General features: G+C 53.6%; 15 protein-coding genes and 1 pseudogene. All 16 read left to right on the forward strand.

What is annotated here, in order from left to right:
- The first annotated feature begins 38 nt into the window (after positions 1-38).
- Positions 39-1,718: a hypothetical protein gene (locus FPZ49_RS13465; RefSeq protein WP_144847446.1), complete on the forward strand. Its 1,680-nt coding sequence runs from the start codon at positions 39-41 to the stop codon at positions 1,716-1,718.
- 134 nt (positions 1,719-1,852) lie between these two features.
- Positions 1,853-2,680: an AraC family transcriptional regulator gene (locus tag FPZ49_RS13470; protein ID WP_144847448.1), complete on the forward strand. Its 828-nt coding sequence runs from the start codon at positions 1,853-1,855 to the stop codon at positions 2,678-2,680.
- 188 nt (positions 2,681-2,868) lie between these two features.
- The gene (locus FPZ49_RS13475) at positions 2,869-4,233 is read left to right on the forward strand and encodes an ABC transporter substrate-binding protein (protein WP_144847450.1); all 1,365 of its coding nucleotides are present in this window, start codon (positions 2,869-2,871) and stop codon (positions 4,231-4,233) included.
- 23 nt (positions 4,234-4,256) lie between these two features.
- Complete coding sequence (locus FPZ49_RS13480) at positions 4,257-5,756, forward strand: sulfatase family protein (protein ID WP_144847452.1); 1,500 nt, start codon at positions 4,257-4,259, stop codon at positions 5,754-5,756.
- A 31-nt stretch (positions 5,757-5,787) separates the two neighbouring features.
- A complete protein-coding gene (locus FPZ49_RS13485; protein ID WP_144847454.1) occupies positions 5,788-6,567 on the forward strand; it encodes a sugar phosphate isomerase/epimerase family protein in 780 nt (259 codons plus the stop codon).
- A 15-nt stretch (positions 6,568-6,582) separates the two neighbouring features.
- On the forward strand, positions 6,583-8,073 hold the full coding sequence (locus tag FPZ49_RS13490; RefSeq protein WP_144847456.1) for a sulfatase-like hydrolase/transferase: 1,491 nt from the start codon (positions 6,583-6,585) through the stop codon (positions 8,071-8,073).
- 15 nt (positions 8,074-8,088) lie between these two features.
- Positions 8,089-8,451: pseudogene (locus FPZ49_RS13495) on the forward strand (Gfo/Idh/MocA family oxidoreductase); the annotation flags it as partial.
- Positions 8,452-8,474: 23 nt separating this feature from the next.
- The gene (locus FPZ49_RS13500) at positions 8,475-9,845 is read left to right on the forward strand and encodes an ABC transporter substrate-binding protein (protein WP_144847458.1); all 1,371 of its coding nucleotides are present in this window, start codon (positions 8,475-8,477) and stop codon (positions 9,843-9,845) included.
- Between the two features lie 14 nt (positions 9,846-9,859).
- Positions 9,860-11,323, forward strand: a complete 1,464-nt coding sequence (locus tag FPZ49_RS13505; protein WP_144847460.1) for a sulfatase family protein — start codon at positions 9,860-9,862, stop codon at positions 11,321-11,323.
- A gap of 21 nt (positions 11,324-11,344) precedes the next feature.
- Positions 11,345-12,508, forward strand: coding sequence for a Gfo/Idh/MocA family protein (locus FPZ49_RS13510; RefSeq protein WP_144847462.1), 1,164 nt, complete (start codon positions 11,345-11,347; stop codon positions 12,506-12,508).
- Positions 12,509-12,609: 101 nt separating this feature from the next.
- Positions 12,610-12,786 (forward strand): hypothetical protein, encoded by a 177-nt coding sequence (locus FPZ49_RS35725; RefSeq protein ID WP_186445809.1) that lies wholly within the window; start codon positions 12,610-12,612, stop codon positions 12,784-12,786.
- Positions 12,787-12,979: 193 nt separating this feature from the next.
- A complete protein-coding gene (locus FPZ49_RS13515) occupies positions 12,980-18,919 on the forward strand; it encodes an S-layer homology domain-containing protein (protein ID WP_144847464.1) in 5,940 nt (1,979 codons plus the stop codon).
- A gap of 169 nt (positions 18,920-19,088) precedes the next feature.
- Positions 19,089-21,617 (forward strand): carbohydrate-binding protein, encoded by a 2,529-nt coding sequence (locus tag FPZ49_RS13520; protein ID WP_144847466.1) that lies wholly within the window; start codon positions 19,089-19,091, stop codon positions 21,615-21,617.
- 204 nt (positions 21,618-21,821) lie between these two features.
- Positions 21,822-22,736: a carbohydrate ABC transporter permease gene (locus FPZ49_RS13525; RefSeq protein WP_144847572.1), complete on the forward strand. Its 915-nt coding sequence runs from the start codon at positions 21,822-21,824 to the stop codon at positions 22,734-22,736.
- A gap of 15 nt (positions 22,737-22,751) precedes the next feature.
- Complete coding sequence (locus FPZ49_RS13530; protein ID WP_144847468.1) at positions 22,752-23,585, forward strand: carbohydrate ABC transporter permease; 834 nt, start codon at positions 22,752-22,754, stop codon at positions 23,583-23,585.
- A 108-nt stretch (positions 23,586-23,693) separates the two neighbouring features.
- A complete protein-coding gene (locus tag FPZ49_RS13535) occupies positions 23,694-25,052 on the forward strand; it encodes an ABC transporter substrate-binding protein (protein ID WP_144847471.1) in 1,359 nt (452 codons plus the stop codon).
- Position 25,053: the final 1 nt, after the last annotated feature.

A 25,053-nucleotide genomic window follows, 5' to 3' on the forward strand; every position in this document is an offset into this window, starting at 1 on the left:
ATCTCTTTTTTCTTGACGAGAGGAGCGGAATCCATCCGATGTTGAAACATCATTATTCGAGAATCGTGGAGATTACGGAGCGCTTTGTGCCTTTTATATTGAAGTATCAGTGTCTGGACGAACACTCGCGCGATTATGGCGGCAGCGTGGCCCCGCCTAAGGCATTCAGTGAGCCGTGTGTTTCGGCCTACTGCTTGGACGTTGTCATCAGCCTGTACTACAATGCGGATTCACGCTATTACCTGAATCCGGAGCTACTGACGAGTGCCCGGCTTTACCTGGTAAGCCTGCTGCGCGAGCAGCATGAGGACGGGACGATCGATCTCAAAGAGACGAACTTTCACGATGCGACGACGGCCGCTTTTGCCGTTCAGGTGCTGGGCTATACGTATAGACTGCTGGAGAAGGTTTCGCAGCAATCGGCGGAGGAGCAGGAAGTCCGCAGCATGCTTTTGCAGTTTCTGAGCCAGGCGGCTGAGGGGATGGTAACCGGCGGGTTTCATACTCCGAACCACAGGTGGGTAATGGCGTCGGCTTTGTCACTGCTGTATAACATTTTGGGCGAGGAGAGGCTGAGGGAAGAAATTCAGCTGTACTTAAATGAGGGCATTGACTGCGATGAAGAAGGCGAGTATACCGAAAGGTCCGTCGGCATTTACAACGTCGTGAACAACCGCTCCTTGCTCATTATGGCGGATGAATTGGCGATGCCGGAGCTGCTGCAGCATGTGCAGAGGAATCTGAACATGGTGCTGCAATACATCGAACCGGATCATACCCTGTTCACCTTAAACTCCTCGAGACAGGATAACGGCAAGGAAGCGTATCCAGTCGCCTATATGGAGAACTACCTCTTGATGGCTTATAAGACGAACAATCCGATTTACGCCCACACCGCCGACTTTTTGCTTCGACTCACCGATCGGTTGTTGAGCAAGGCGGACTCCCTGGTGGAGCTGGTGACAGCGGTTCCGATCCCCCGCGAGCTGACGAAATGCATGCTGGACGAACGGTTGGCTGAGTTCGAATCAGATACAAAGCCGCCGGAGCTGGAATATGAGCATTGGTTTCAGCAGTCCGGTGTGGTGCGGAGAAGAGAAGGGGATGTCACGTTAACGCTGCTGGAAAACAACAGCACGTTTGCTAAGCTTCAATATGGGAGCAATAAAGTGTATTTGAAATTTGCGGGCTCCTTCTTCAGCAAGGGGCAATTCAAGGGGAGCGGCCTGCGCAAGACCGAACGGGGCTACAGCATGAATTACCGGCGCGAATGGGGATATGTTAGACCGCTGGCTGGCGGGTCGTCCACGAACGTGTGGAAGGATATGGCGCATGACCAGCGGGAAAAGGTACAGATGCAGACCTACGACATCACCATGCAGATCATCGTAGAGCCTCAAGGCATTATCGTGGAGGTCGACTCTCAGGGCGTGGAGCAGGTGCCTTGCAAGCTGGAGCTGATGTTTGAGTCCGGCGGTGCGCTGGAAACCGGCGACAGCATCATTCCCGGCGATGCAGGGCGAGGCGTTATCTTAAAAAGCGGCGGAGCCGTCTACCGGCGGGACGGGGAGAGCCTACGCCTGCAGGGCGGATTCGGCGAGCACGCCTACACCACCGCCATGAGGGGATCGGAGCCGCAGAGTAAAGAGAAATTTACGGTTTATATGACGGATTTCACGCCGATTCACAGGCAAATCGCCATCTTGGCGGAGAAGTAAGCGAGCGGCCGCGGTTTCCCAGTGGAAATCGTGGCTTTCTCTATTCTATTTGAGCTTGTCATGATACAGTAGGGAATAAGATAGGGTGGCTTGAACTGAAGGGGAATCTGTTTTAAGACGGAGGGGTTCATCCAGTGGAGAGTGTCAGGTTCCGGTATCGCAGGAAGTCGCCGAGTAAGCCGGCGCCGTTTCATTCACATGAGCTGTACGAGCTGTATTACTTCCACGAAGGCAAAGGCAACTATTTGATCGGGGACAAGATTTATGCGCTGCAGCCGGGCGACCTGATCGTCATGAACGGCATGAGTCTTCATTGCGCCAATATTGATCCACATTATAACCACTTTCGCACGACGCTTCATTTTGACCCTTACTATACCCGCGAGCTCATTACGTCTCTCCAGGCCGTAGATGTGCTGAAGCCGTTTGTCGAGCTGGGCAACCTGAGACTGCATTTGGGTCCGGGGGATCGATACGAGTTCGAGCAAATGCTGCTGCGACTGCACACCTTTTACCGGCAAAATGATCCGATCATGGACAGCCGCTTCCTGCTGGCGTTTCTCGACTTACTGCATCTGGTATACCGGTTATGCGAGCAGCCCCTGGAGCAAAAGAGCGAATTCGGGTCGGACAAAGAGCGGCATGTGCAGAACATTATCGCCTACGTGGAGCAGCATTACCGCGAGGAGATGACCCTGGAGCAAATGGAGAAGAGCCTTCATCTGAGCAAAACGTACTTATCTAAAATCTTTAAGGAAGTCACCGGGCTCACGCTGTTCAAATATGTATATCAGCGCCGCATCAATCAAGCGAAGGTGTTGTTCCTGCTGGAGAACCGGTCCGTCACGGATACGTGCTTTCAAGTCGGGTTTAAGCATTTGGCCCATTTCAGCCGCATCTTTAAGGAGCATGTCGGAAGCACGCCGGAGCAATTCCGAAAGGCGGCCAATCAACGCCAATAAAAGGAATTTGATTACAGCTGTCCCCTTGCCCTGGGGGATGGTTTTTTATTTTTTGTTTACTCACAGTTAAATCGGCGCCCATTATACAGCAACAGCGAGTAAGACTTCCTTAGAGAGCCGATGTTAAAATATAATCAAGAATGATAGCGGTTACATTTTAGGCAGGACTAAAAAGGGGGAGCAAAAGTATGGTTTGTAATCGAAAGCTTGGGTTATTCGTGAGTTTGCTTGCCGTTTCAGTATCCGTTGCAGGATGTGGAGGTGGAGGGACCCCAGCGGCCAATGCGCCTGCTGGAAGCGCTCCAAGCCCTGCCGCCAAATCAACTGAGCCGGCGGCCACTGCTGCACCGGCACCGACGACACCGGCCGCACCGGTTACCTTGAAGGTGTTCAACTGGGGGGGACTGGATGATAATCTGTTCCAGAAGCTGGTGGTGGAGCCGACGAAGAAGAAATATCCGCACATCAGCTTTCAGGTGACCAACCGGGATAAAAACACCAAAGCCGAAGGGCTGGCCGCGAGCGGTGCCGATATCGATATTTTGTTTATTCAGAGCGGTCCTGTCATGGGCCAGTTCAAGTCGGTTAAGCTGCTTGAGGATATGACCCCATATATCAAAAAGAACAACGTCAATCTGGATCGATTTGAGCCGGAGTTTATGGATGCGATCCGCAAGGAGTCCGATAACGGCTTGCTGGGGCTGCCTTTCGGGGCTTCGCTGTGGGCTACCTTTTATAACAAAGATATATTCGACCGATTCGGCGTTCCGTATCCGAAGGACGGCATGACGTGGGATGAGGTTTATGAGCTTGCGAAGAAATTAACGAAGAACGAAGGCGGGGTGCAGTACAAGGGGCTGGACTTCCAAACCTTGCACTCCTTAGCCAGCCCTCTGCAGCTCGTTACGGTCGATCCGACGACGATGAAAGCGGCCGTCAACTCTCCAGGCTGGGCTAATATCTTTGATCTTGCGAAGCGAATCAGCGACATCCCCGGCAACGACCTGCCGATCGTAACAGCGGCAAAGACACGGGAGCGGTTCCTGAAGGATAAAAATGTGGCGATATTCGCCTCGCCTGACGTGTTTGCTTTTGCCAACGAATCGCAAGCGGTCAAGGATCTCAATTGGGACATCGTGCAGTACCCAAGCTTCAAGGAAAAGCCGAATGTGTACGGCATGATTAATCCAAATCCGGTGGTTTCGCTAGGAACTACCGGTAAAAACAAGGAAGAGGCGATGAAGGTCATCGATCTGGTCACCTCAGACGAGGTACAGCTGGCCTATGCGAGGGTGGGCGGCAAATCATCGCTGAAAAACCCGGAAATGAAAAAGCAGTTCGCTGCCGACCTTGCTCATCTGAAAGGGAAAAATGTCGCCGGCATTTTCAAAAGCAAGCCCGCCCCTTATGTGGTCGCCACGGAGTTTACTGATAACGCCCAAAACTACTTGAGCACCAAGTACGAGGATCTTAAGAAGGGGAAGGACGTCAATACGTTCATGCGGGAAGCGGAAGAGGGCATCAACAAGCTGATTCAATCGTCAGGTAAGTAATCATGGGATAGAGGAGAGACCGCATGAAGCCGAATATTTTGGTCATCATGAGCGATCAGTTTCGCCACGATGCCGTGGAATGCAACGGAAATCCGGTGATCAAGACACTGAATATGAATGCGCTCGCGGCCAGCGGGGTGAATTTCAGCCACTCGTTTACGCCGAATCCGGTCTGTGTGCCGGCACGAATCAGCTTTACAACCGGCTGCTACGCGCATAAGGCGGCGGCTGGGGAGAAGGGGAACAAAGGCGTCATTCAGCCGGGATTCCCCAAGCTGGGTGAGGAGCTGGTCAAACGCGGCTACGAAACCTACTCCGTCGGCAAGCTGCACTACTTGCCTTACCGAAAGCCGGGAGAGCCGCGAACGGTGCATGGCTTGCAGCATGTGGAGCTCGCTGAATCCGGCCGGATTCTCGGGAAGTACGACAAGCTGGGGCAGCTGGAAGGCGTCGAGGACTACCATGATTATTTGAAAACGGTCGGCTGGGGTGGCTATACCCGCGGTCACGGGCTAGGCAACAACGATATTTATCCGGCCAGCAGTCCGATTCCCGAGGAGCATTATGTCGATAGCTGGGTAGCGAACGGCGCAATTTCCTACATGAAGAAGCATGTACAGGAGCAGCCGGATAAGCCGTTCTTCATGTGGGCCTCGTTTCCCAAGCCGCACTCCGTCTACGATCCACCGAGGCCTTACGATGCCTTGTACGATCCCCGGGAGATGCCGGATCCGGTCGGCGATATCGGGATGATCCGCGAGCGTGGACTCGATCTGCTCTACAGTGAGCATATCAACTACATCTGGGATCTGCTGTCGCCGGAAGCCAAGAAAGTGATCAAAGCGTACTATTACGGCCTTATTTCGCTGCAGGACAAATTGATCGGGAATATGCTGCGTTTTCTCGACGAGCAGGGGCTGCGTGACAATACGATCGTCATCTTTACCTCGGATCACGGCGATCTGATGGGCGACTTCGGGCTCTATTTCAAGCGCTGCTTCTACAATGGCTCCGTCAAAGTGCCGCTCATGATCAGCTGGCCCGGCCACATTCCAGCGGGCACGACGTCGGATGAGCTGGTCGGTCTGGAGGATCTGATGCCGACGCTCATGTCGCTCATCGGCGAGCCGCTGGAGCAGGCGGTGGACGGTAAAGATTTGTCGCCGGTGCTCTTGGAGCAGAAGCCGGTGCGGGAGTATTACGTCTCCCAGAGCGAGACGAGCGGGATGAAGATGAGCTATATGATCACGAACAAAACGTGGCGCTACATGTACCACGTCTACGGCGGAGTTGAGGAGCTCTACAACGAGGTGGAGGATCCGCAGGAGCTGCATAACTTGGCCCATTCGACCGATTCCGGCGTTCAGGACTTGAAGGAGCAAATGCGTGTCGAGCTGCTGAAGTGGATTATCAGCAACGAGGATCATAACATGCTGGAGCATGGCGACTTGCTGCGCGTGGAGAAGCTGGAGGACCTGCCGCTGCCCAAGCGTCATTACTTGTTCGGCCGCCGGTTTTATTAAAATCACATCCAAGGGAAGGGGAGCCGCACCGATGAAACACAAATTTGCCGCCCAATTGACGACGGTTCGAGAGCTGGTTAAACAGGATTTTCCGGGAACGCTGCGTGAGCTGAAAGCGATGGGCTGGCCTGCCGTTCAAATTTCAAGGCTGTGGGGCTGGGATGCGAGAGAGATTGCTGCCGTACTGCAGGAAACCGGATTGCAGGTAGCAGGCATGCACGTGGCCTTGGATCGTTTGATAGACGAATTGGACAAGGTCCTAGAGGAAGCGGTTCTGTTCAATACGAAAGATATCGTGCTGAAAGGCCTGCCGGGGAAGACGCACAATCCAAGCGATTTTGTTTCAGCGCGCTTTCTTCTGAACGAGCTTGCACGGAAGCTGGCCCCGCAAGGGTATCGGATCAGCTATCACAATCATGATTTTGAATTGCAGACGAATATTGAGGGGAAGTCCGCGCTGGAGTTTTTGCTAGAGCCGACGGAAGACAACCTGCTGCTGGCTGAAATCGACGTGTATTGGGTGAAAAAAGGGGGGCGCGACACGGTGGAGTTCCTCAAGCCGTACGCCCATCGGATGCCGATCATTCACTTGAAGGACATGACGAATGACGAGGCGCAGACGTTTGCCGAAATTGGCACGGGGACGATTGATTTCGAGCCGATCCTTCGCTGGGGCGAGCAAAGCGGCATCGAGTGGTACGCGGTGGAGCAGGACAAATGCCCGGGCCATCCGATGGACAGCATGCAGATCAGTCTGGACAACTTGAACCGGCTGGCGGACCGCATTCAGAAGCAAGGTCATGCAGTATAGAAGGAGGAATCGCCGATGTCATCCGCGTCCGCGTTGAACAATCAGCCGAACATCTTAATTTTCATGCCCGATCAAATGCAGGCGCAGGTCACTTTACCGGGGCACCTTTGTCATATGCCGAATGTGAACCGCTTGGCGTCAGAAGGAGTTTCCTTTACGTACGCTTATCCGCCGATGGCGCATTGCTGTCCGGCGAGGGCATCCTTCATGACAGGGCTTTACCCGACGCAGCACGGCGTATTCAACAACGTATCCAATGACCAAGCTCTTCGGACGACTTTAAATGACGGCGTAGAGATGTTTTCGGAAAAGCTGCAGGATGTGGGCTACCAGCTGTTTTACAGCGGCAAATGGCACGTGTCCGCCACGGAGATGCCCCGGGATCGGGGCTGGGCCGAGCTGCATATGCGGGAGCAGAAGCTCGATCACGGCTCGCGCCGGGAGGCGTTCAGGAAGCTCAAAGCGGACAAAGCCGAGGCGGACCGGGAGCGGGGAGAGATTGCCCGGCCGGGCTGGGGCTCATACCGGTTGTATGGGACATCCGACGAGCGCTACGAGGATACGAAGGATTACCGGACGGTGCAGGCGGCGATCGAGCAGCTGGACCGCTTGAAGGATAGCAGCGATCCGTGGTGCATGTTTGTCGGTCCGACGGCACCGCATGATCCTTTTATCGTACCGGAAAAGTACGCCAAGATGTATGACCCGAGCAAGGTGCAGCTGCCGCCGAACTTTCATGATGATATGAAGGATAAGCCGGGCATTTACCGCCGGATGAAGAGCGTGTTCAGCCAGCTGACGGAGGACGAGGTCAAGGAATCGATCGCCCACTACTGGGGCTTCTGCACGATGGTGGACGATCTGTTCGGCGAGGTGCTGGAGGCGCTGGAGCGCAACGGCCAGCTCGACAACACGATCGTAATGTTCGTTTCCGATCACGGGGAGCACGCGGGAGCGCATGGCTTATATTGCAAAGGCATCAGCACCTTCGATGAGGGTTACCGGGTACCGTTCATCATTCGGGCGCCTCAGCTGGCGGAGCATGGTGGACGTGCCATGGACGAGTTCGTCAGCTTAATGGATGCGGCGCCGACGATTCTGGAGCTGGCCGGAGCCCAGCCTTTGGGCAAGTGCAGCGGTCTCAGCCTGGTTCCATTCCTGCGGGGCACCCAGCCGGAGCGTTGGCGCGATTCGCTGTTCACGCAATGCAACGGTACCGAGCTGTACTATATCAACCGCATGGTCAAGACGAAGCGGTACAAATTCGTGTACAACCCTTCGGATCTCGATGAGCTGTATGATTTGCAGGCGGATCCGCATGAGCTGGTCAATATCGCTGATCATCCGGGCATGGAGGGGATTGTGAAGGAAATGTACACCAGGATGTGGGAGCATGCCTTCAGCGCCGAGGACAACTGCTTTGTTCGCTACATTCCGGTGACGACTGCGCAATACGGTCCCTACGTTGTCAGTCAGGCGTCACAGTCGCAGCCATCTTACACATAGGGGGAATTGAGGCCGTCGGTCAATTTCTCGCTGCCCTACGAAGGGTATCGGCTAGCCATCAACGGCACGAAGGGACGCATCGAATCGCAGGAGTACAACCATAACCGGACCCCTTTTCCGACGCCGGTGCAGACGGTGGACTATTTCCCGTTATTTGGCTCCAAGGAAACGATCCATGTGGTCCAAAACGGCGGCTCCCACGGCGGCGCCGATCCGATCATGCAGGAGGACCTGTTCCTCGACCCGGATCCGAAGCGATCCTACGAAATTTTGTCCGGCGCGAAGGCCGGGGCTTATTCGGTTGCTACGGGCGAAGCGGTTTGGCGTTCTGTGAAGGAGCGATGTCCCATTCGGATCAAGGATGTTCTGCAAGGGTGAATCTCTATTAGGGAGGAACGAATATGAAGCGTACGGCCTGGATTTCTCTAGTCAGTTTAACGGCATTAGCCCTTACTTCCGCTGGCTGCAGCCAAGGCGACGGCAAGACACATTCGCAGCAGCCACAGCAAACACAGCAGCCTTCCGCAGCACCGGCGAAGCAAGCACCGCCTAAGGACGATCAGATTAACGGCGGCAAGCCGATTACTTTAAAGGTGTACAACTGGGGCGTCTTCAGCGATGAGGAATACCAGAAGCTGATTGTCGAGCCGTTAAAAAAGAAATATCCGAACGTGACGCTGGACATGATCGTCCGAGATTCCAAGACCGGTCCTGAACAGCTCGCTGCTTCCGGCACGGATCTGGACATCTACGCGATTCAGAGCGGCCAAATCATTGATTTTACGACCTATAACCTGATCGACGACGTGACGCCGCTGCTCAGCAAAAACAACATCAGCCTGGACAAATTCAAGCCTCAGTATATCGATATTTCACGCGGCAGAACGAAGGATAAGCTGTGGGGCATTCCGTTCGGAGCCGGAGGCAGCACGCCGTGGGCGCTCATTTACAACAAGGATATTTTCGACAAGTTCGGCATTCCTTACCCGAAGGACGGCATGCTGTGGGATGACGTTTACGAGCTGGCCAAGAAGCTGACTCGCAACGATAACGGCGTGCAGTATAAAGGCCTGGACTACCAAAATATTCAGAGCTTGGGCGCGGGGCTCGGCGTAGCGTCTGTCGATCCGAAAACGGAAAAAGCATCCGTCAACACCGCGGATTGGCAAAAGGTGCTCGCCCTCGGCAAAATAATTAACGACATTCCCGGCAACGACCTTCCGGTGGTCAATGCGGCCAAGACGCGGGAACGGTTTATGAAAGACAAAACCATTGCCATGTTCGCCTCGCCGAGTCTATTGACCTTTATTAAAGAAGTGACGCCCATAAAAGACCTGAACTGGGATGTGGCGCAATATCCGAGCTATCCGGAAAAGCCGAATATCAGCAATCCGGAAGGCGGTATCCGGCCTTTGCTCTCGATCGGTTCCAACAGCAAACACAAGGATGACGTAATTAAGCTGTTCGACTTCCTGACGACCGACGAGATTCAAATAGAGTATTCCAAAATGGCAGGATTGACCACCTTGAAGAACCCTGAGATTCAAAAGGTTTTTGCCACCAGTGTGCCCGGCCTTAGCGACAAGAAGATCAGCAGCGCCTTCAAAAGCCAGCACAGCCCATACGTGGATGGGACCGACTATGACAACTTGGCCGACAAGGTGATGAGCGACAAGTTTGAGGAAGTAAAGAAAGGCAAGGACATCAATACGATGACGCGGGAAGCCGAGGAAGCGATAAACAAGCAGATCGAAGCCGCGAAAAAGAAGTAGGTGACCACAGAGCGATGTCGAGGAAGCCGAATGTCGTCATCCTGATGGCCGATCAGCTGCGCAAGGATGTCATCACTGAGCGGTATACGCCGCATCTATATGCCCTGCAGCAGCAAAGCGTGAGCATGGAGCGGGCCTACTGCGCCTCTCCGCTTTGTGTGCCGGCGCGCGGCGCTTTTTTTACCGGCACGTACCCGAACTGCAACGGCAGCTTGATGAATCCCGGCAAGACGCCGGATCGGGAGCACGGGTTCATGCAGCCGGGCATTGCGAATTTGTATCAGCTGCTCGAGCGGGAGTGGGATAGCTGGCACGTTGGCAAGCAGCATCTGAAGCTAGCAGAGCCGCTGGATCAAGACCCAGAATCGCCGACGAAATGGAATACGGACGCCGATTATAAGCGTTTTTTGCAACAGCATGGCAAACGCAGTCCCGGCGGGAGTGCGTTCCGGGGCATGACGCCGGAGCTGGTGGCAGGCAAGTACACCCGGATGAAGCCGTATTCCATCCCTGCCACGGGCTGCTATGAGGAAGGCTTCGAATTCAGCTTCGACGGCTATATCGCAAATGCCGCCGTGGAGGCGATTCGCTCGCGGGATCAGGGCAAGCCGTTCCTGCTGAACGCGATGTTTATCGCGCCTCATCCCCCGTTCGATGTGCCCGAGCCGTGGTTTTCCATGGTGAAGGACGCGGAGGTGGAGCTGCCTGAGAACGTTGGGGTGTGGTGCAAGCATCAATCCCCGCTGCAGCTGCATCATTTGCCGGGTGCGATCGGAACGCGGTACAGCCGGGACGATTGGCAGCACATCTGGCCGGTCTATCTAGGGCTGGTGGGAATGCTCGACCATTGCGTCGGCCTGATCGTGGAGGAGCTGAAGACGCAAGGCCTGTACGACGACACGCTGATTGTGTTTACCAGCGATCACGGGGAAATGCTGGGCTCACACTGCCTGTGGCAAAAAAACTGCATGTACGAGGAAGCGACGCGGATCCCGCTGACCTTCAAATTGCCGAGTTCAATGCAGGATATCATTCCTGCCGGGACGGTGAGCGAGCTGGTCAGCGCGGTGGACGTCCTTCCTACGCTGTGCGGCATACTTGGGATAGAGCCGCCTGAGCGGCTGTCCGGCGTGTCGCTGCTGCCGAGCATCCAGCATGGAACGCGGCTGGAGCGTGACAGCGTCTATATCCAGTACGACGGGAATCAGGCGAGAGGGCATTTTCAACGGTGTGTCGTTCATCAGGAGCACAAGCTGATCGTGGACTTTTATAAGGATGAGCTGTACTTGGAGCTGTACAACGTTATCCGCGATCCGCAGGAGATGGACAATCTCGCCGTTCGCGAGGATGCGAGTCCGCTTGTGGCGGAATTATTGGATCGATTACGCGGGCATATGCAGGATACAAACGATTTGATCTCGCTGCCAGATGACGCCTGGGAGCACTTTGCCGAACGATTATCTGTATTCCAAATCTAAGAAGGGCTGGTGACCATACCTATGGAGCAAGTCAGAATCGGTCTGATCGGTATCGGCAATATGGGGAAAAACCATACCAAGTATCTCATGGACAAGGAGATTAAAGGGGGCGTCCTGACGGCGATCTGCGATAAGGATCCCGCGCGCTTCGGTTGGGTGAAGTCGAATTATGGGGACCGCATTCAGCTGTTTGACAATACGGCGCAATTTTTCGAGTCCCGGGCCTTCGACGCCGTGATCATTGCCACGCCGCATTACGACCATCCGACGCTCGCGATTGAGGCGTTTGACCATGGCTACCATGTGCTGGTGGAGAAGCCGGCCGGCGTCTACACGAAGAAGGTGCGCGAGATGAACGAAGCCGCCGCCGCTTCCGGCAAGGTGTTCGGCATCATGTACAACCAGCGCACGAATCCGATGTATCAGAAGCTGCGCGAGCTGATCTCCTCGGGAGAGCTGGGCGAAATTCGCCGTACCAATTGGATTATTACGTCCTGGTACCGCCCGCAGAGCTACTACGATTCCGGCGGCTGGCGTGCGACTTGGGCCGGAGAAGGCGGAGGGGTCCTGATCAATCAGGACCCGCATCAGCTCGACCTGTGGCAGTGGACGACTGGCCTGATGCCGAAGCGCGTTCGCGCATTTTGCCACTTCGGCAAGTACCGCGACATTGAAGTCGAAGACGATGTTACGGCGTACGTCGAGTATGAGAACGGCGCCACCGGTCTTTTCGTCACAACAACGGGTGAAGCGCCAGGAACGGACCGCTTTGAGGTGTCGGGGGATCGGGGCAAAATTTTGATCGAGGACGGCAAAATGACGTTCCACCGGCTGACCGTATCGGAACCGGAATTCAACCGGAACTATAAGGGCGGCTTCGGCAAGCCGGAGTGCTGGAAGATCGACATTCCGGTGAAGTCGAGCGGAGCGAAGCATGCGGGCATTACCCAAAACTTCGTCGACGCGATCCTGAAGGGCACCGCGCTGCTGGCTCCCGGCGAAGAGGGCATCAAAGGGCTGACGATCTCCAATGCGATCCATTTATCGTCCTGGCTGGATGATTGGGTGGATCTGCCGCTTGACGAGGATCTGTATTACGAGAAGCTTCAGGAGCGGATTCGTGCCTCGAAGGGGAGCAAGGAAGTGAAGGAAGTTAGCGCGATGGACGTGACCGGCACGTTTTAGCTTGGGATCACTGTGACAAAAATCACAGCGCTGATCGCGCAGCTGCATGGTTTAATGGTAGCATGGATGGATTTCCTCAACTAAAAAAGGAGAGACATGGCATGCTGACTTGCGAACAATGCGGTAAAATCAACGGGCACGGCGAAGTGGGAACAAGCTGGATTTGCGGGGACTGCAAGATGGGCGAGCAGGAGCCGGCGAATGACAGCATATCGAAAAAGGCTCGAAACAAATCGGCCGAACAAGGCGCTACGAATGGGCAGATTGAAAACAAATAACCATTTAGCAGAAGCTGCAATGAACCCCGCGAGGGGTTCTTTTTTTTCGTTGCCCCAGTTCGAAAAAAGTCAAAAAAGTATAAAAGTAGTCAAGATGTTTACTTATCCGCGTAAATCCGTGTAGCTATAATGAAAACAGCCTGTCCAAACGGTCAAGCTGCATATAGTGCATAGTTTACTTGGGGGTGTCAACTTGTTAAAACGAAGTTTATCTGCCATTCTCGCCATTACTATTTTGATCAGTCTGTTTAATGTGGCAGCCGGTGTTTCCCTTGCGGCAGCGCCAAGTCAGCCGGGTGTGACGACAACGACCGCCAATTCGGTCAGCTTGTCCTGGCCCGCTGTATCAGGTGCCGACAGTTATAATGTGTACCGTTCCCTGAGCAGTAGCGGTCCCTTCCTCAAGGCGAACACGTCGGCTATTGCTTCGAACAGCTATGCTGACACAAGCTTGTCATCGAACACCAGATATTACTACAAGGTTGCAGCGGTAAGCGGCGGCACAGAATCCGCCTTGTCTACAGATGCTTCCGGATTAACGCAGCCGGACTTCGGACCTAACGTGTATGTGTTTGATCCGTCCACACCGGCGGCAGACATTCAATCGATCAGCACGAGTGTATTCACGAAGCAGGAAACAAACCAATTCGGCAGCGACCGCTATGCGATGCTCTTCAAGCCCGGGACGTACAGCGCGAATATCCGCATGGGCTTCTACACGCAAGTGTCCGGTCTGGGGCAATTGCCGGATGACGTCACCATTAACGGCGGGATCACGGTAGATGCAGATTGGGCGGGAAGTCACAATGCGACGCAGAACTTCTGGCGATCCGTCGAAAACTTGGCCGTAGCGCCATCCAGCGGCGATATGAAGTTTGCCGTTTCTCAGGCGGCGCCTATGCGACGTTTGCACGTGAAAGGCGGCCTGACCTTGCACGATCAAGGCGGGTGGGCAAGCGGCGGCTTTTTGGCCGATACGTTGGTGGATGGGACGGTAACATCCGGTTCCCAGCAGCAGTGGTTTTCCCGAAACAGTAAGTGGGGAACGTGGAATGGGGCTGTCTGGAACACGACGATAGTCGGCTCCGTCAATGCTCCGGTGGAAAATTGGCCAACCACGGCCTTTACGGTGGTCAATTCGACGCCTGTCATTCGGGAGAAGCCGTTCCTGACTTTCGATACGGCTGCGAATCAATATAACGTGTTTGTACCAAATACGGCTTCGAACACGAATGGAACTAGCTGGGCAGGCGGGCCTGCGGCCGGTACGTCGATTCCGATCGAAAACTTCTTTATAGCTAATCCGGCAACTACAGCGGCGGCAATTAATGCGGCGCTCGCTCAAGGCAAGCACCTACTGCTAACACCTGGCGTCTACCATCTCACAGATACGATTCGAGTCACACGGCCGGACACAGTGGTGCTGGGTCTTGGACTCGCTACGCTGCATTCGGACAATGGCATTGTAGCCCTTTCGGTGGACGATGTAGATGGCGTGAAAATTGCCGGGCTTCTGTTCGAAGCAGGCAGTGTGAGCTCGCCTGTCCTTCTGCAGGTCGGCCCTAAAGGCAGCTCCGCGAATCATGCCGGCAACCCAAGTTCGCTTCACGATCTGTTTTTCCGGGTCGGCGGGGATGCGCTTGCCAAAGCGGACGTTTGTATCGAGATCAACAGCAGCAATGTCATCGGCGACCACTTCTGGGTATGGCGCGCGGATCATGGCACAGGGGCGGCGTGGAATTCTAACCTCACGACCAATGGCATGATTGTCAACGGAAATGACGTCACGATGTACGGCCTTTTCGTCGAGCATTTCCATCAATATCAGACCGTATGGAATGGCGAACGCGGCAAAATGTTTTTTTATCAAACGGAGATCCCTTATGATGTGCCAAACCAAAATAGCTGGATGAGCAGCAATGGCACCGTCAACGGTTATGCTTCTTATAAAGTTGCGGATTCCGTGACCTCGCATGAAGCGTATGGACTGGGTTTATATTCCTTCTTTAGAGATGCGGATGTGAAGCTGGACCACGCGATTGAAATTCCTGACACACCAGGCGTCAAAATCCACAATGCAACGACCGTGTACTTAAGCGGCTTCGGTGAGATTACGCATATTGCCAATAACACCGGAACTCCCGTGAAAAAAGGCACGATGCGAACTACGATGGGCGATTACGTGCCAAGAGTAACGGCAGGCTTCACACCGGTGAACGCGGCTACGATTACGGGACGAGCTCCGCTGCTGCCGGCTTATGCCGTACAGAATTTCACCGATTCGTCGACGAAGCAGGCGCTTGTAAGCTGGGACAGCATCGATCCGTCCCAATATGCGACCCCGGGAAGCTTTACGGTCCAGGGATCGGTTCAAGCGGCCCTAGGTGCTTTGAATACCCCGGTTAAAGCACAGGCCAATGTCACGGTGAATCCAGCAAAAGCTGTACCGGTGACTGGCATTACCTTAACCTCGGAGGGCAACGCGACAGCGATCACAGCCAAGGGCGGCACGCTGCAAATGAATGCGGTTGTAGCTCCCTCTAATGCTACCGACGCATCGGTTGCCTGGACGGTTGTCAACCCGGACGGCACGGCAACGAATAAGGCGACGATTAGCAGCGGAGGCTTGCTATCCGCCGTTCAGGATATGAACGATAGCATGGTGAAGGTGATCGCTACAGCCAATGACGGGACTGGCGCTTCGGCAAGTCAGCTGATCGCGATCAGCGGTCAGATTTTGAAGGTGACCAGCATAACCGTTACCGGACAGAACAGTGTAACCGCGATTACCTACAAAAACGGCACGCTGCAGATGCTGGCCGATGTCCAACCTCTAAATGCCAATGACCGGTCACTGACGTGGTCAGTTGTGAACGGCACGGGCACCGCTTCGATCGATGCTACTACAGGCATGCTAAAAGCGCTGACAGACGGAACCGTGAGCGTTGTTGCGACGGCCAAAGACGGCTCCGGGGTCACCGGTAAACAGACGATCACGATTAGCGGGCAAGCCTTGGTCTTGGGCAACGGATGGAGCTGGGTCAGAGAGAACCGGGATAATTGGGCGATCACTCCAGCGAATCCGAATGTCATGCGATTAACGACAATCGAAGGAAGCTGGGGCGGGTCTAAGCCGAGCAATATTTTGCTTCGAGATCCTGGAACCACCGATTTCTCGATTTCTACAAAGTTAAAGTTCGATGCTTCAGCAAGCTTTGAATGGGCTGGCTTAATCGTTTATCAAGATGACAGCAACTTGATCTCCTTGGGACGCCAAGCCAACGGCAGTCCGGCTGCCAAACAAATCCGATTCTCGCAAGTCAAGACCGGAACACAAACGGATAAAAACTATACCGATCCGGTGGCTCCGGGAGATATCTATTTAAGAATTGATAAGACGGGAACGACATACAAGGGCTATTATAGTGCGGACGGTACTAACTGGACTCAAGTTACGGATACCTTCACGCTGACGTTGACGAACCCTAAGATCGGGATTTTTGACCGGAAGCTGAATACGAGTATTCCTGTCAAAACAGCGGAATATACGGACTTTAAACTCGGCGGAACGGTGATTCCGTACTGGGCTCCTGTTAGCTCTGTAAGTTTGGCGGGAGCTGGCGGTGCGTCGGCGATTACTACGGATAACGGCACATTGCAAATGTCCGCGCAGGTTCTGCCTGCGAATGCGAGTTCGAATGCAGTCCTTTGGTCTGTGTTTAACGCAGACAACAGCCCTACCGACAAGGCAACGATCAGCTCGAGCGGGGTATTAACCGCGGTCAAGAACGGGCCAGTGAAGGTTGTGGCTACGGCTTACGACGGCTCAGGTGCAGTCGCAAGCACGATCATCACCATCTCGGGGCAAGTGCTTACTCCACCGACCATTGGCGTTCTGTCTTCGGGAGATGGACAGGTCACTCTCGGATGGAGCCCAATGAACGGGGCGGTTACGTATTCCGTGTATCAGAAAACGGCAAACGGTACGTATGCTGATGCTCTGACCACCGTAAGCGGCAATGTATACGGCTACACCGCGACGGGCTTAACGAACGGGATAACTTATTCTTATGTGGTAACTGCGCAGTACCCTGGCAAAGTGAGCGATGCTTCCAATGAAGTCAGCGCCACTCCGCAAGTAGCGGCACCAGGAGCACCGTCGCTGCAAACGGCTGTAGCAGGCAATGGCCACGTCAGCCTCGGCTGGAGCCAGGTAGCAGGCGCAACGGACTACCAAGTGTACAGCAGCACGGCAACCGGAGTGTACAGCAGCACGTCACTGGCGACAGTAAGCGGCGCGGTGTACAGCTACGATGCGATCAATCTGACCAATGGCACGACCTATTACTTTGTCATCAAGGCAGTAAATCCAGGTGGACTCAGCGCAGCGTCCAATGAGCTTAACGCGACGCCGCAAGTTCCGGCGCCAGGAGCACCATCGCTGCAAACAGCGGTAGCAGGCAATGGCCACGTCAGCCTCGGCTGGAGCCAGGTAGCAGGCGCAACGGGCTACCAAGTGTACAGCAGCACGGCAACCGGAGTGTACAGCAGCACGCCACTGGCGACAGTAAGCGGCGCGGTGTACAGCTACGATGCGATCAATCTGACCAATGGCACGACCTATTACTTTGTCATCAAGGCAATAAATCCAGGTGGACTCAGCGCAGCGTCCAATGAGCTTAGCGCGACGCCGCAAGTTCCGGCGCCAGGAGCACCGTCGCTGCAAACAGCGGTAGCAGGCAGCGGCCACGTCAGCCTTGGCTGGAGCCAGGTAGCAGGCGCAACGGGCTACCAAGTGTACAGCAGCACGGCAACCGGAGTGTACAGCAGCACGCCACTGGCGACAGTAAACGGCGCGGTGTACAGCTACGATGCGATCAATCTGACCAATGGCACGACCTATTACTTTGTCGTCAAGGCAGTAAATCCAGGTGGACTCAGCGCAGCGTCCAATGAGCTTAGCGCAACGCCACTGGCACCGGCGACTTCCAGCAGTGGAGGCTCCAGCTCTTCGAGCCAGCCATCCACGGTGAACAATGGAACGGTCACGGCTACAGCCGATCAATTAACGAACGGCCAAAACGGCAAAGCAACGATCTCGGTTCCAGCTAACACTTCGGAGATCAAGCTTCCGGGGAATGCGTCCGAGTTGGTTAAATCGAACCGCTTGGAGATCAAGACCGATGCCTTAACCATTACAATTCCATCCGATGTGTTAAAGCAAGTAACAGGCAAGCTTTCCGCGGATGATGTGAAGAACAGCACGATCTCGCTGAAGGTTGACCGGATCACCGAAGCCGATGCGAAGAAGTTAATCAGTAAACCAGATACTAAACTGGCAGGCGACGTGTACGAATTCCATCTGTCCATTCAGACTGCGGATGGAAAAACGACCGAGCTTACGAAATTTGATAAGCCTATGATCATTGAACTGAAGCTTGCAGCTTCCATGAATCCGAAATTGGCAGGTATCTATTACATTGCAAATGATGGAACATTGGAGTATGTCGGCGGTAAAGTGAAAAATGATGTTATTACCGCTGAAATCAGCCATTTTAGCAAATACGCAGTACTTGAAGTGACGAAGACCTTCACAGATGTGCCGTCCGGCCACTGGGCTTCCAATGTGATCCGTGAGCTTGCAGCGAAGCAATTCGTAGATGGAACGAGCGCGACGACCTTTGAGCCTGAGCGCAGCGTAACGCGTGCCGAATTTACGGTGCTGCTTGCAAGAGCATTGAAGCTGACGGACAAAGGCGAAACAGCCTTTACCGACGTGAAGTCCGGCGACTGGTATGCCGATGCGGTATCCGCCGCAGTGAAGGCCGGCGTTCTGCAAGGCAAGCAGGCGGGATTGTTCGATCCGAATGCATCGATTACCCGCGAGGAAATGGTGACCATGCTGCTCCGAGCTTACAAGTACAAGAAGGGCAAGGTCGCGAGCCAAGGCACCCATGCTTTCGCAGATGAAGCTCAAATGTCTCCATGGGCGACAGAGTTTGTGCAAACCGCGGCGGCGCTGCATCTGATTCAAGGACGTACAGCGGACAAGTTCGATCCGCAAGGCATCTCCACACGTGCCGAGGCCGTTCAAGTTCTCTATAATCTCTTAGCCGCTATTCAGGCACTTTAAGATCATCCAACAGGGGCAGTTCATCTTGGTAAAATCAATCCTTTACTAAGTGAGCTGCTCCTCTTTTTTATGTCATAAATGGATGAGGGGAGGTGAGGCCGAAGGAGCTTATTATTTTTTTGGGATTTTGTAAACGGTTACAACTTAAAATTGAGAAGGGATGAAACGGATGATTAAAAAAATCAGCTTATGGATGTTTCTAGTACTTTCCCTGTTTGCAGCAAGCAGCTTCGTATCCTCACAGCAAGCCCATGCAGCACCCACAGACACTTGGGTACCGGTTTGGAGTGATGAGTTTGACGGCACAAGCGGGGCTGCTCCGGATACGACGAAGTGGAGCTACGATATTGGCACGGGAGCCAATAATGACGGGTGGGGCAATCAAGAGAAAGAATATTATACCGATCGGACCGCGAATTGCTTCTTGGACGGGAACGGCAAGCTTATTTTAAAAGCGCTTCAAGAAACCTATGGCTCAGGCTCACAGCAGCGCAATTATACGTCCTGCCGGATGGTCACGAAGTCTAAGGGAGACTGGAAATACGGAAGGGTCGAAGTGATGGCGAAGCTTCCAACTGGCGGCCTAGGAATCTGGCCGGCCATCTGGATGCTGCCGTCCGACAAGGTGTATGGCAATTGGCCGCGGAGCGGGGAAATTGACATGATGGAAATGGTCGGGGCGGAGCCGCTCAAGGTTTATGGAACGATCCATTACGGCAACCCGTGGCTACACACCGGAGGGGATTACACCTTACCGAATAACGGATTCCATGAGTATGCGGTAGAGTGGGACGAAGAAGAAATTCGCTGGTACGTCGATGACGTCCTATTTTCCACGAAGAAAGTGGATGATTGGTACAGCTCCAATAGCCCCAAGCCGGGTCCGTTCGACCAGCGCTTTCACCTTCTGTTGAATCTGGCGGTAGGCGGCACTTGGCCGGGGACACCGGATGCATCCACGGTTTTCCCGCAGCAGATGGAAGTGGATTATGTGCGTGTTTACGAAAGACCTGGCACATGGACGAAGCCCTTGCCGGGAAAAATTGAAGCGGAGAGCTACGCAAGTATGAGCGGCGTCAGCGTAGAAGCCACAACAGATACGGGGAATGGTAAAAATGTCGCAAGCATTCAGACGAGTGATACGTTAACCTACAATGCAGCAGTAAAAACGACGGGCAGCTACACAATGGAATATCGCGTTGCGAATGGCGGGACTTCCAATGCCAGCTTCAATCTGCTAGTGGACGGCGTACAGCAAGGAACCACAGTAACCGTGCCTCCGACGGGCGGGAACCAGCAATGGACAACCTTGACGCAAGCCGTCACCTTGAATGCGGGCAACCATACGCTGCAAGTCAGCGGAGCTTCAGGGGACTTCCGGCTAAACTGGCTTCAAGCAGTGAAGTTGAACACGGTGATCGCGGAGGATTTTGAAAACTGGGATAACAACGCCTTGTTCGGCAGTTCGACCAGCGGTAGCTCGACCATTACGCTATCCAAGGACACGGCTAGCAAAACCCAAGGCAATTACGCTTTGAAAGTGGATTATAATCAAGCGTCAGGCGGGGCTCTGGAGTGGTACAGTAAGTTCTACCAGAACTGGTCGTATCACATGGGGATGAAGCTGGATGTCTTGGGTCAGAGCAGCGGACGTACCGTACGAGTGGAGCTGGAGGATGCGGAAGGCGAGCGGTACGATTATGATTTCGTCGATAATTTTACGGGATGGAACAGCGTCGTCATGCCGTTCTCGAGCTTTGTTCGCGCGTCGACGCAGCCAAGCGGGGCACCGAATGACGGCCTGGATCGCAAAGACTTGAATGGTGTCCACATCCAGATGCTGACGGCAGGAGCGGGGACGCTGTATTTTGACAACCTGATTGTGTACTCCGGTTCTCCAACCTCGACGCCGGAGCCGAAAGCGGTGCCTCCGGTCATTACAAGCGCCATTCCGGGTGTGGTTGAGGCCGAGAGCTATGGCGCAATGAGCGGAGTGAAGAAAGAGGACACACAGGACGTCGGTGGCGGGCAAAATATCGGCTACATCAATACCGGCGACTGGCTCGATTATAACGTGAACGTGGCGCAGACCGGCGCCTATAAGGTAGAGTACCGGGTGGCCTCGGCGAACGGCAGCAGCGGCTTTGAGCTGCGAAGCGGGAGCGCGGTACTGGATTCGCACGGGGTGAGCCCTACCGGAGGCTCGCAGGTGTGGCAGACGATGACCGACTATATTTCGCTGAGTGCCGGCTCCCAGGTCATTCGATTGTACGCAGTAGGAAGCTCCTTCAACATCAATTGGATTCAATTCACCAAAGTCGATCCGATCAAAATCGAAGCGGAAGCGTATACGACCATGAACGGCGTACAAACCCAGACGACGACCGACACCGGCGGAGGGCTGAATGTGGCCTACATCGATCCCGGTGATTGGATGGACTACACGGTGACGCTGCCAAGAACGGCAACCTACAAGGTCGAATACCGTGTCGCAAGCGCGAATACGACGGGGGCGTTCCAGCTCATGGAAGGGTCAACGGTGCTCGATTCACAAAGCGTTCCCAACACAGGGGGTACGCAGAAATGGATTACCCAATCGTCCGGCAGCATCCAGCTAACCGCGGGCACACATACGTTCCGGATTTATTCGAACGGCAATCATTATAACCTCAACTGGTTCCAGCTTCTAGAGCAGTAACAATCCCATGCCCAAGCCATAATGCGAGCAATCCTCGTATTATGGCTTTTTACTATGGTCAAATATTTTCGAGAATGGTCAAATCTGTTGCTTTTTTTGGGTGCTTTAAAACGGTTAAATAGGAATAGCAGAAAATAAGATTGCGCAAAGAGGTGTTCGCTTTTGAAGGTGGCAGAGAATTTAAGGGTACAACCCGTGCCGAGAATGGAAAAGGGACGCACTGCGTCGCTTCGTAAAATTAAGGGAGAGAAGAAGGAGAACCTGGCAGGCTACATCTTGGTGGCGCCGATGTTCGTGGGTTTGACGATTTTCACCATCATCCCTTCACTGCTGTCGCTCATGCTCAGCTTTACGAATTGGAGCTTTATTGCCGGCGTGGACAAAATCAAGTTCAACGGTCTTGCGAATTATGGCCAGCTGTTTGATGATCAGGTGTTTTTGACCTCATTCAAAAATAATCTGCTCCTTCTGTTGGTCGTGCCGGTCCAGCTGATTCTGGCCCTAATGCTTGCCGTTGTCATTGATAAGTATGTGTATCTCAAGAACTTGTTTAAGGTGATCTTTTTCATGCCCTATATTTCCAGCGTGGTGGCGGTGGCGATCGTATTTCAGCTGCTGTTCCATCCGTCGTACGGCCCTATTAATCAGGCGCTCCAATCGCTTGGCGTCACCAATCCCCCGAAGTGGCTGGGCGATATCCATTTTGCACTGCCCTCCGTTATGCTCATCATGATCTGGATCGGCATCGGCTTCTGCTTGATCGTATATATGGCTGCACTGCAGGCGATCCCTCGTGAGCTGTACGAATCGGCCGATATCGATGGGGCGGGCTCCTGGACGAGATTTCGAAAAATCACGATCCCTTTGGTATCTCCGACCACGTTCTTCCTGCTGGTTACAGGACTCATCAGCTCCTTTAAATCGTTTGATATTATTAAGGTGCTGACGAACGGCGGTCCATCGTATTCGACTTCGGTTATTACTTACTATTTGTACACAACGGCCTTTGAAAATTTGAAAACCGGCTATGCCTCGTCGATGGCGTGGATCCTGTTCGGCTGCGTCTTGATGATCACGCTGGTACAATTGTACGGACAGAAGAAATGGGTTAATTACTAGGTTGGAGGAAGATTCATGCTAACAAAGGGAACGATAAGGCGGGCAGCAGCCACCGTCCTAATGCTAATAGTGGGCATTGCGTTTTTGCTGCCCTTCTTTTGGATGGTATCGGCGTCCATGAAGCCGGAGATTGACGTGTTCAAGTACCCGATCGAATGGATCCCCAAGCATTGGCAGGCCTATCAAAATTATTACGATGTGTGGTTTGGCGAGCATCCTTTTGAGTTATATTATTGGAACTCGATTAAGGTCAGCGTTCTGACGACACTGGTCTCGCTGGTGGTGTCCAGCATGGCTTCGTACGCCTTCTCCCATGTGGAGTTTCGGGGAAAAAATGCGCTGTTCATGGTCGTGCTGATGACGTTTATGATCCCCAGCTCCTCCATCATGGTTCCGCAGTTTATGATTTTTAAATGGTTGAATTTGTTCGATACACATCTAGGGCTCATTCTGATCGGCTCCTTCAGCGCGTTAGGCACCTTCATGCTGAGGCAGTTTTTTCTCGGTATTCATAAGGAATATATGGAGGCGGCGCGTTTGGACGGTGCGGGACAATTCACGATGTTCACCAGCATCGCACTGCCGCTCATTAGACCGGCGCTGGCGACCTACGCGATTTTGCGGTTTATCTGGACGTGGAACGACTATGCGAATCCGCTGATTTTTCTACGGAGCGACGAGCTGGTCACGGTTCAGATCGGCATTCAGAAGTTCGCTTCGCAGAGCGGAGCTTACTTCTCCTTGATTATGGCGGGCACCGTTTCGGCGATCATCCCGCTGCTGATTATTTTTATTGTGGGGCAAAAACAGGTCATCGAGGGCATTGCGCTCGGAGGGGTGAAAGGGTGAAAAATTTTAAAAAGGGGTAAAAATACAAGCTTTGAAACAATTTATTAAGGTGATAAGGTAATGATGTAACGCATTAACGTGTGTCCATTCGGGGAGGTCAAAACGATCATGAAGAGAAAAGCAGGATCTGCAGTTGCATCATCTCTTGTCATTGCGGCATTGCTGACAGGATGTGCTAGTGGAGGTGGTGGAAGCTCCACAGGCCCAAGCAAAGGAACCGATTCCGCCGCAGGCGCCGGCTCCAGCGCTCCGGTAACGATTAAGTTCCTCAACTGGGAGAAAGCGTCGGTATACCAGCCGGCGATCGACGCCTTTGAGAAGAATTATCCGAATATCAAGGTCCAGTACATGCCATTGGTAGAGAATGATTCAAATGAAACGCAGAAAAAAATCGATATCATGTACGCGTCCGGTGAGAGCTTCGACGTCTTCTCATTGAACTCCACCCCCGACTTTAGCAAGCGGGCATCGAACGGCATGCTGGAGCCCTTAGATAGCTATTTAAGCAAAGAAAACGTGAAATACGAGGATGAATATAAAGCGGAGCAGATGAAGGTGAACGGAAAACGCTACTCGCTGCCAGGCAAGTTCGGGCCGTGGCTCATCCTGCTGAATAAGACGCAGCTGGATGCCGCAGGACTAGCCGTACCGAAGAGCTGGACATGGGACGAGTTCCGTGATTATGCGAAGAAGCTGACGAAAGGGGACGGTCCAAGCAAGCAATACGGAGCGTTTTTTTATACCTGGAAAGACTATTTCCTGCTCCGTCAGTACAGCTCGCAGAAAGATCAAGGCATCATGGCGGACGATGGCACGAAGCTGAACGCGGACAATCCATTGATGAAGTCGTCACTCGAGCTACGCTATGCGATGGAGCATACAGATAAGAGCATCCGTCCTTATCAGGATGTCGTCTCTCAGAAGATTCCTTACCGTGATGAATATTTCCAGGGCAAAGCCAGCATGCTGCCAACTGGCCCTTGGATGATTTCGGAAGCGGGCGGAACAGACAAGCTGCCGGCGACCTTCGTCTCTGCCTTCGCTCCATGGCCGACGAACAACAAAGGGGATGAGCCTTATTCGTTCGGCGGAGCCGACTCCTTGGTTATCTCCTCGAATTCGAAGCATAAGCAAGAAGCCTACCAATTCATCCGCTTCCTGTCGACAGAAGGGATGGGGCTGACGAAGCAGCTGTCCGCTTGGAAGAAGGCAGATCTGAACAAGGAATTGGATCAGATCGTTTCGGCTACGAAGACGCCGGACAAAATCGACAAGGCCTCGCTGATCAACACGCTCAGCGTATCGAAGCTTCCGAATCCGCCGATCGCGGTTTCGTACTCGGCTGATTTGGAGAAAGGGTTTATTGCCGAATCGGAGAAGTATTTGCTCGGCAACGCTGATATCGACACGACGATGAAGAGCATTAAGGCCAATCTTCAAAAAATTATCGATACCAACAAGAAATAAG

This window comes from Paenibacillus cremeus (assembly GCF_007786445.1).
GTDB classification, from domain to species: domain Bacteria; phylum Bacillota; class Bacilli; order Paenibacillales; family NBRC-103111; genus Paenibacillus_G; species Paenibacillus_G cremeus.

Excerpts from the sequence above, each read along its gene's own strand:
- FPZ49_RS13465 (WP_144847446.1), top strand. The coding sequence starts at position 39 with ATGTTGAAACATCATTATTCGAGAATCGTGGAGATTACGGAGCGCTTT.
- FPZ49_RS13490 (WP_144847456.1), top strand. The coding sequence starts at position 6,583 with ATGTCATCCGCGTCCGCGTTGAACAATCAGCCGAACATCTTAATTTTC.
- FPZ49_RS13500 (WP_144847458.1), top strand. The coding sequence starts at position 8,475 with ATGAAGCGTACGGCCTGGATTTCTCTAGTCAGTTTAACGGCATTAGCC.
- FPZ49_RS13505 (WP_144847460.1), top strand. The coding sequence starts at position 9,860 with ATGTCGAGGAAGCCGAATGTCGTCATCCTGATGGCCGATCAGCTGCGC.
- FPZ49_RS13510 (WP_144847462.1), top strand. The coding sequence starts at position 11,345 with ATGGAGCAAGTCAGAATCGGTCTGATCGGTATCGGCAATATGGGGAAA.
- FPZ49_RS13520 (WP_144847466.1), top strand. The coding sequence starts at position 19,089 with ATGATTAAAAAAATCAGCTTATGGATGTTTCTAGTACTTTCCCTGTTT.
- FPZ49_RS13535 (WP_144847471.1), top strand. The coding sequence starts at position 23,694 with ATGAAGAGAAAAGCAGGATCTGCAGTTGCATCATCTCTTGTCATTGCG.
- FPZ49_RS13485 (WP_144847454.1), top strand. The coding sequence starts at position 5,788 with ATGAAACACAAATTTGCCGCCCAATTGACGACGGTTCGAGAGCTGGTT.
- FPZ49_RS13530 (WP_144847468.1), top strand. The coding sequence starts at position 22,752 with ATGCTAACAAAGGGAACGATAAGGCGGGCAGCAGCCACCGTCCTAATG.
- FPZ49_RS13525 (WP_144847572.1), top strand. The coding sequence starts at position 21,822 with ATGGAAAAGGGACGCACTGCGTCGCTTCGTAAAATTAAGGGAGAGAAG.
- FPZ49_RS13475 (WP_144847450.1), top strand. The coding sequence starts at position 2,869 with ATGGTTTGTAATCGAAAGCTTGGGTTATTCGTGAGTTTGCTTGCCGTT.
- FPZ49_RS13480 (WP_144847452.1), top strand. The coding sequence starts at position 4,257 with ATGAAGCCGAATATTTTGGTCATCATGAGCGATCAGTTTCGCCACGAT.
- FPZ49_RS35725 (WP_186445809.1), top strand. The coding sequence starts at position 12,610 with ATGCTGACTTGCGAACAATGCGGTAAAATCAACGGGCACGGCGAAGTG.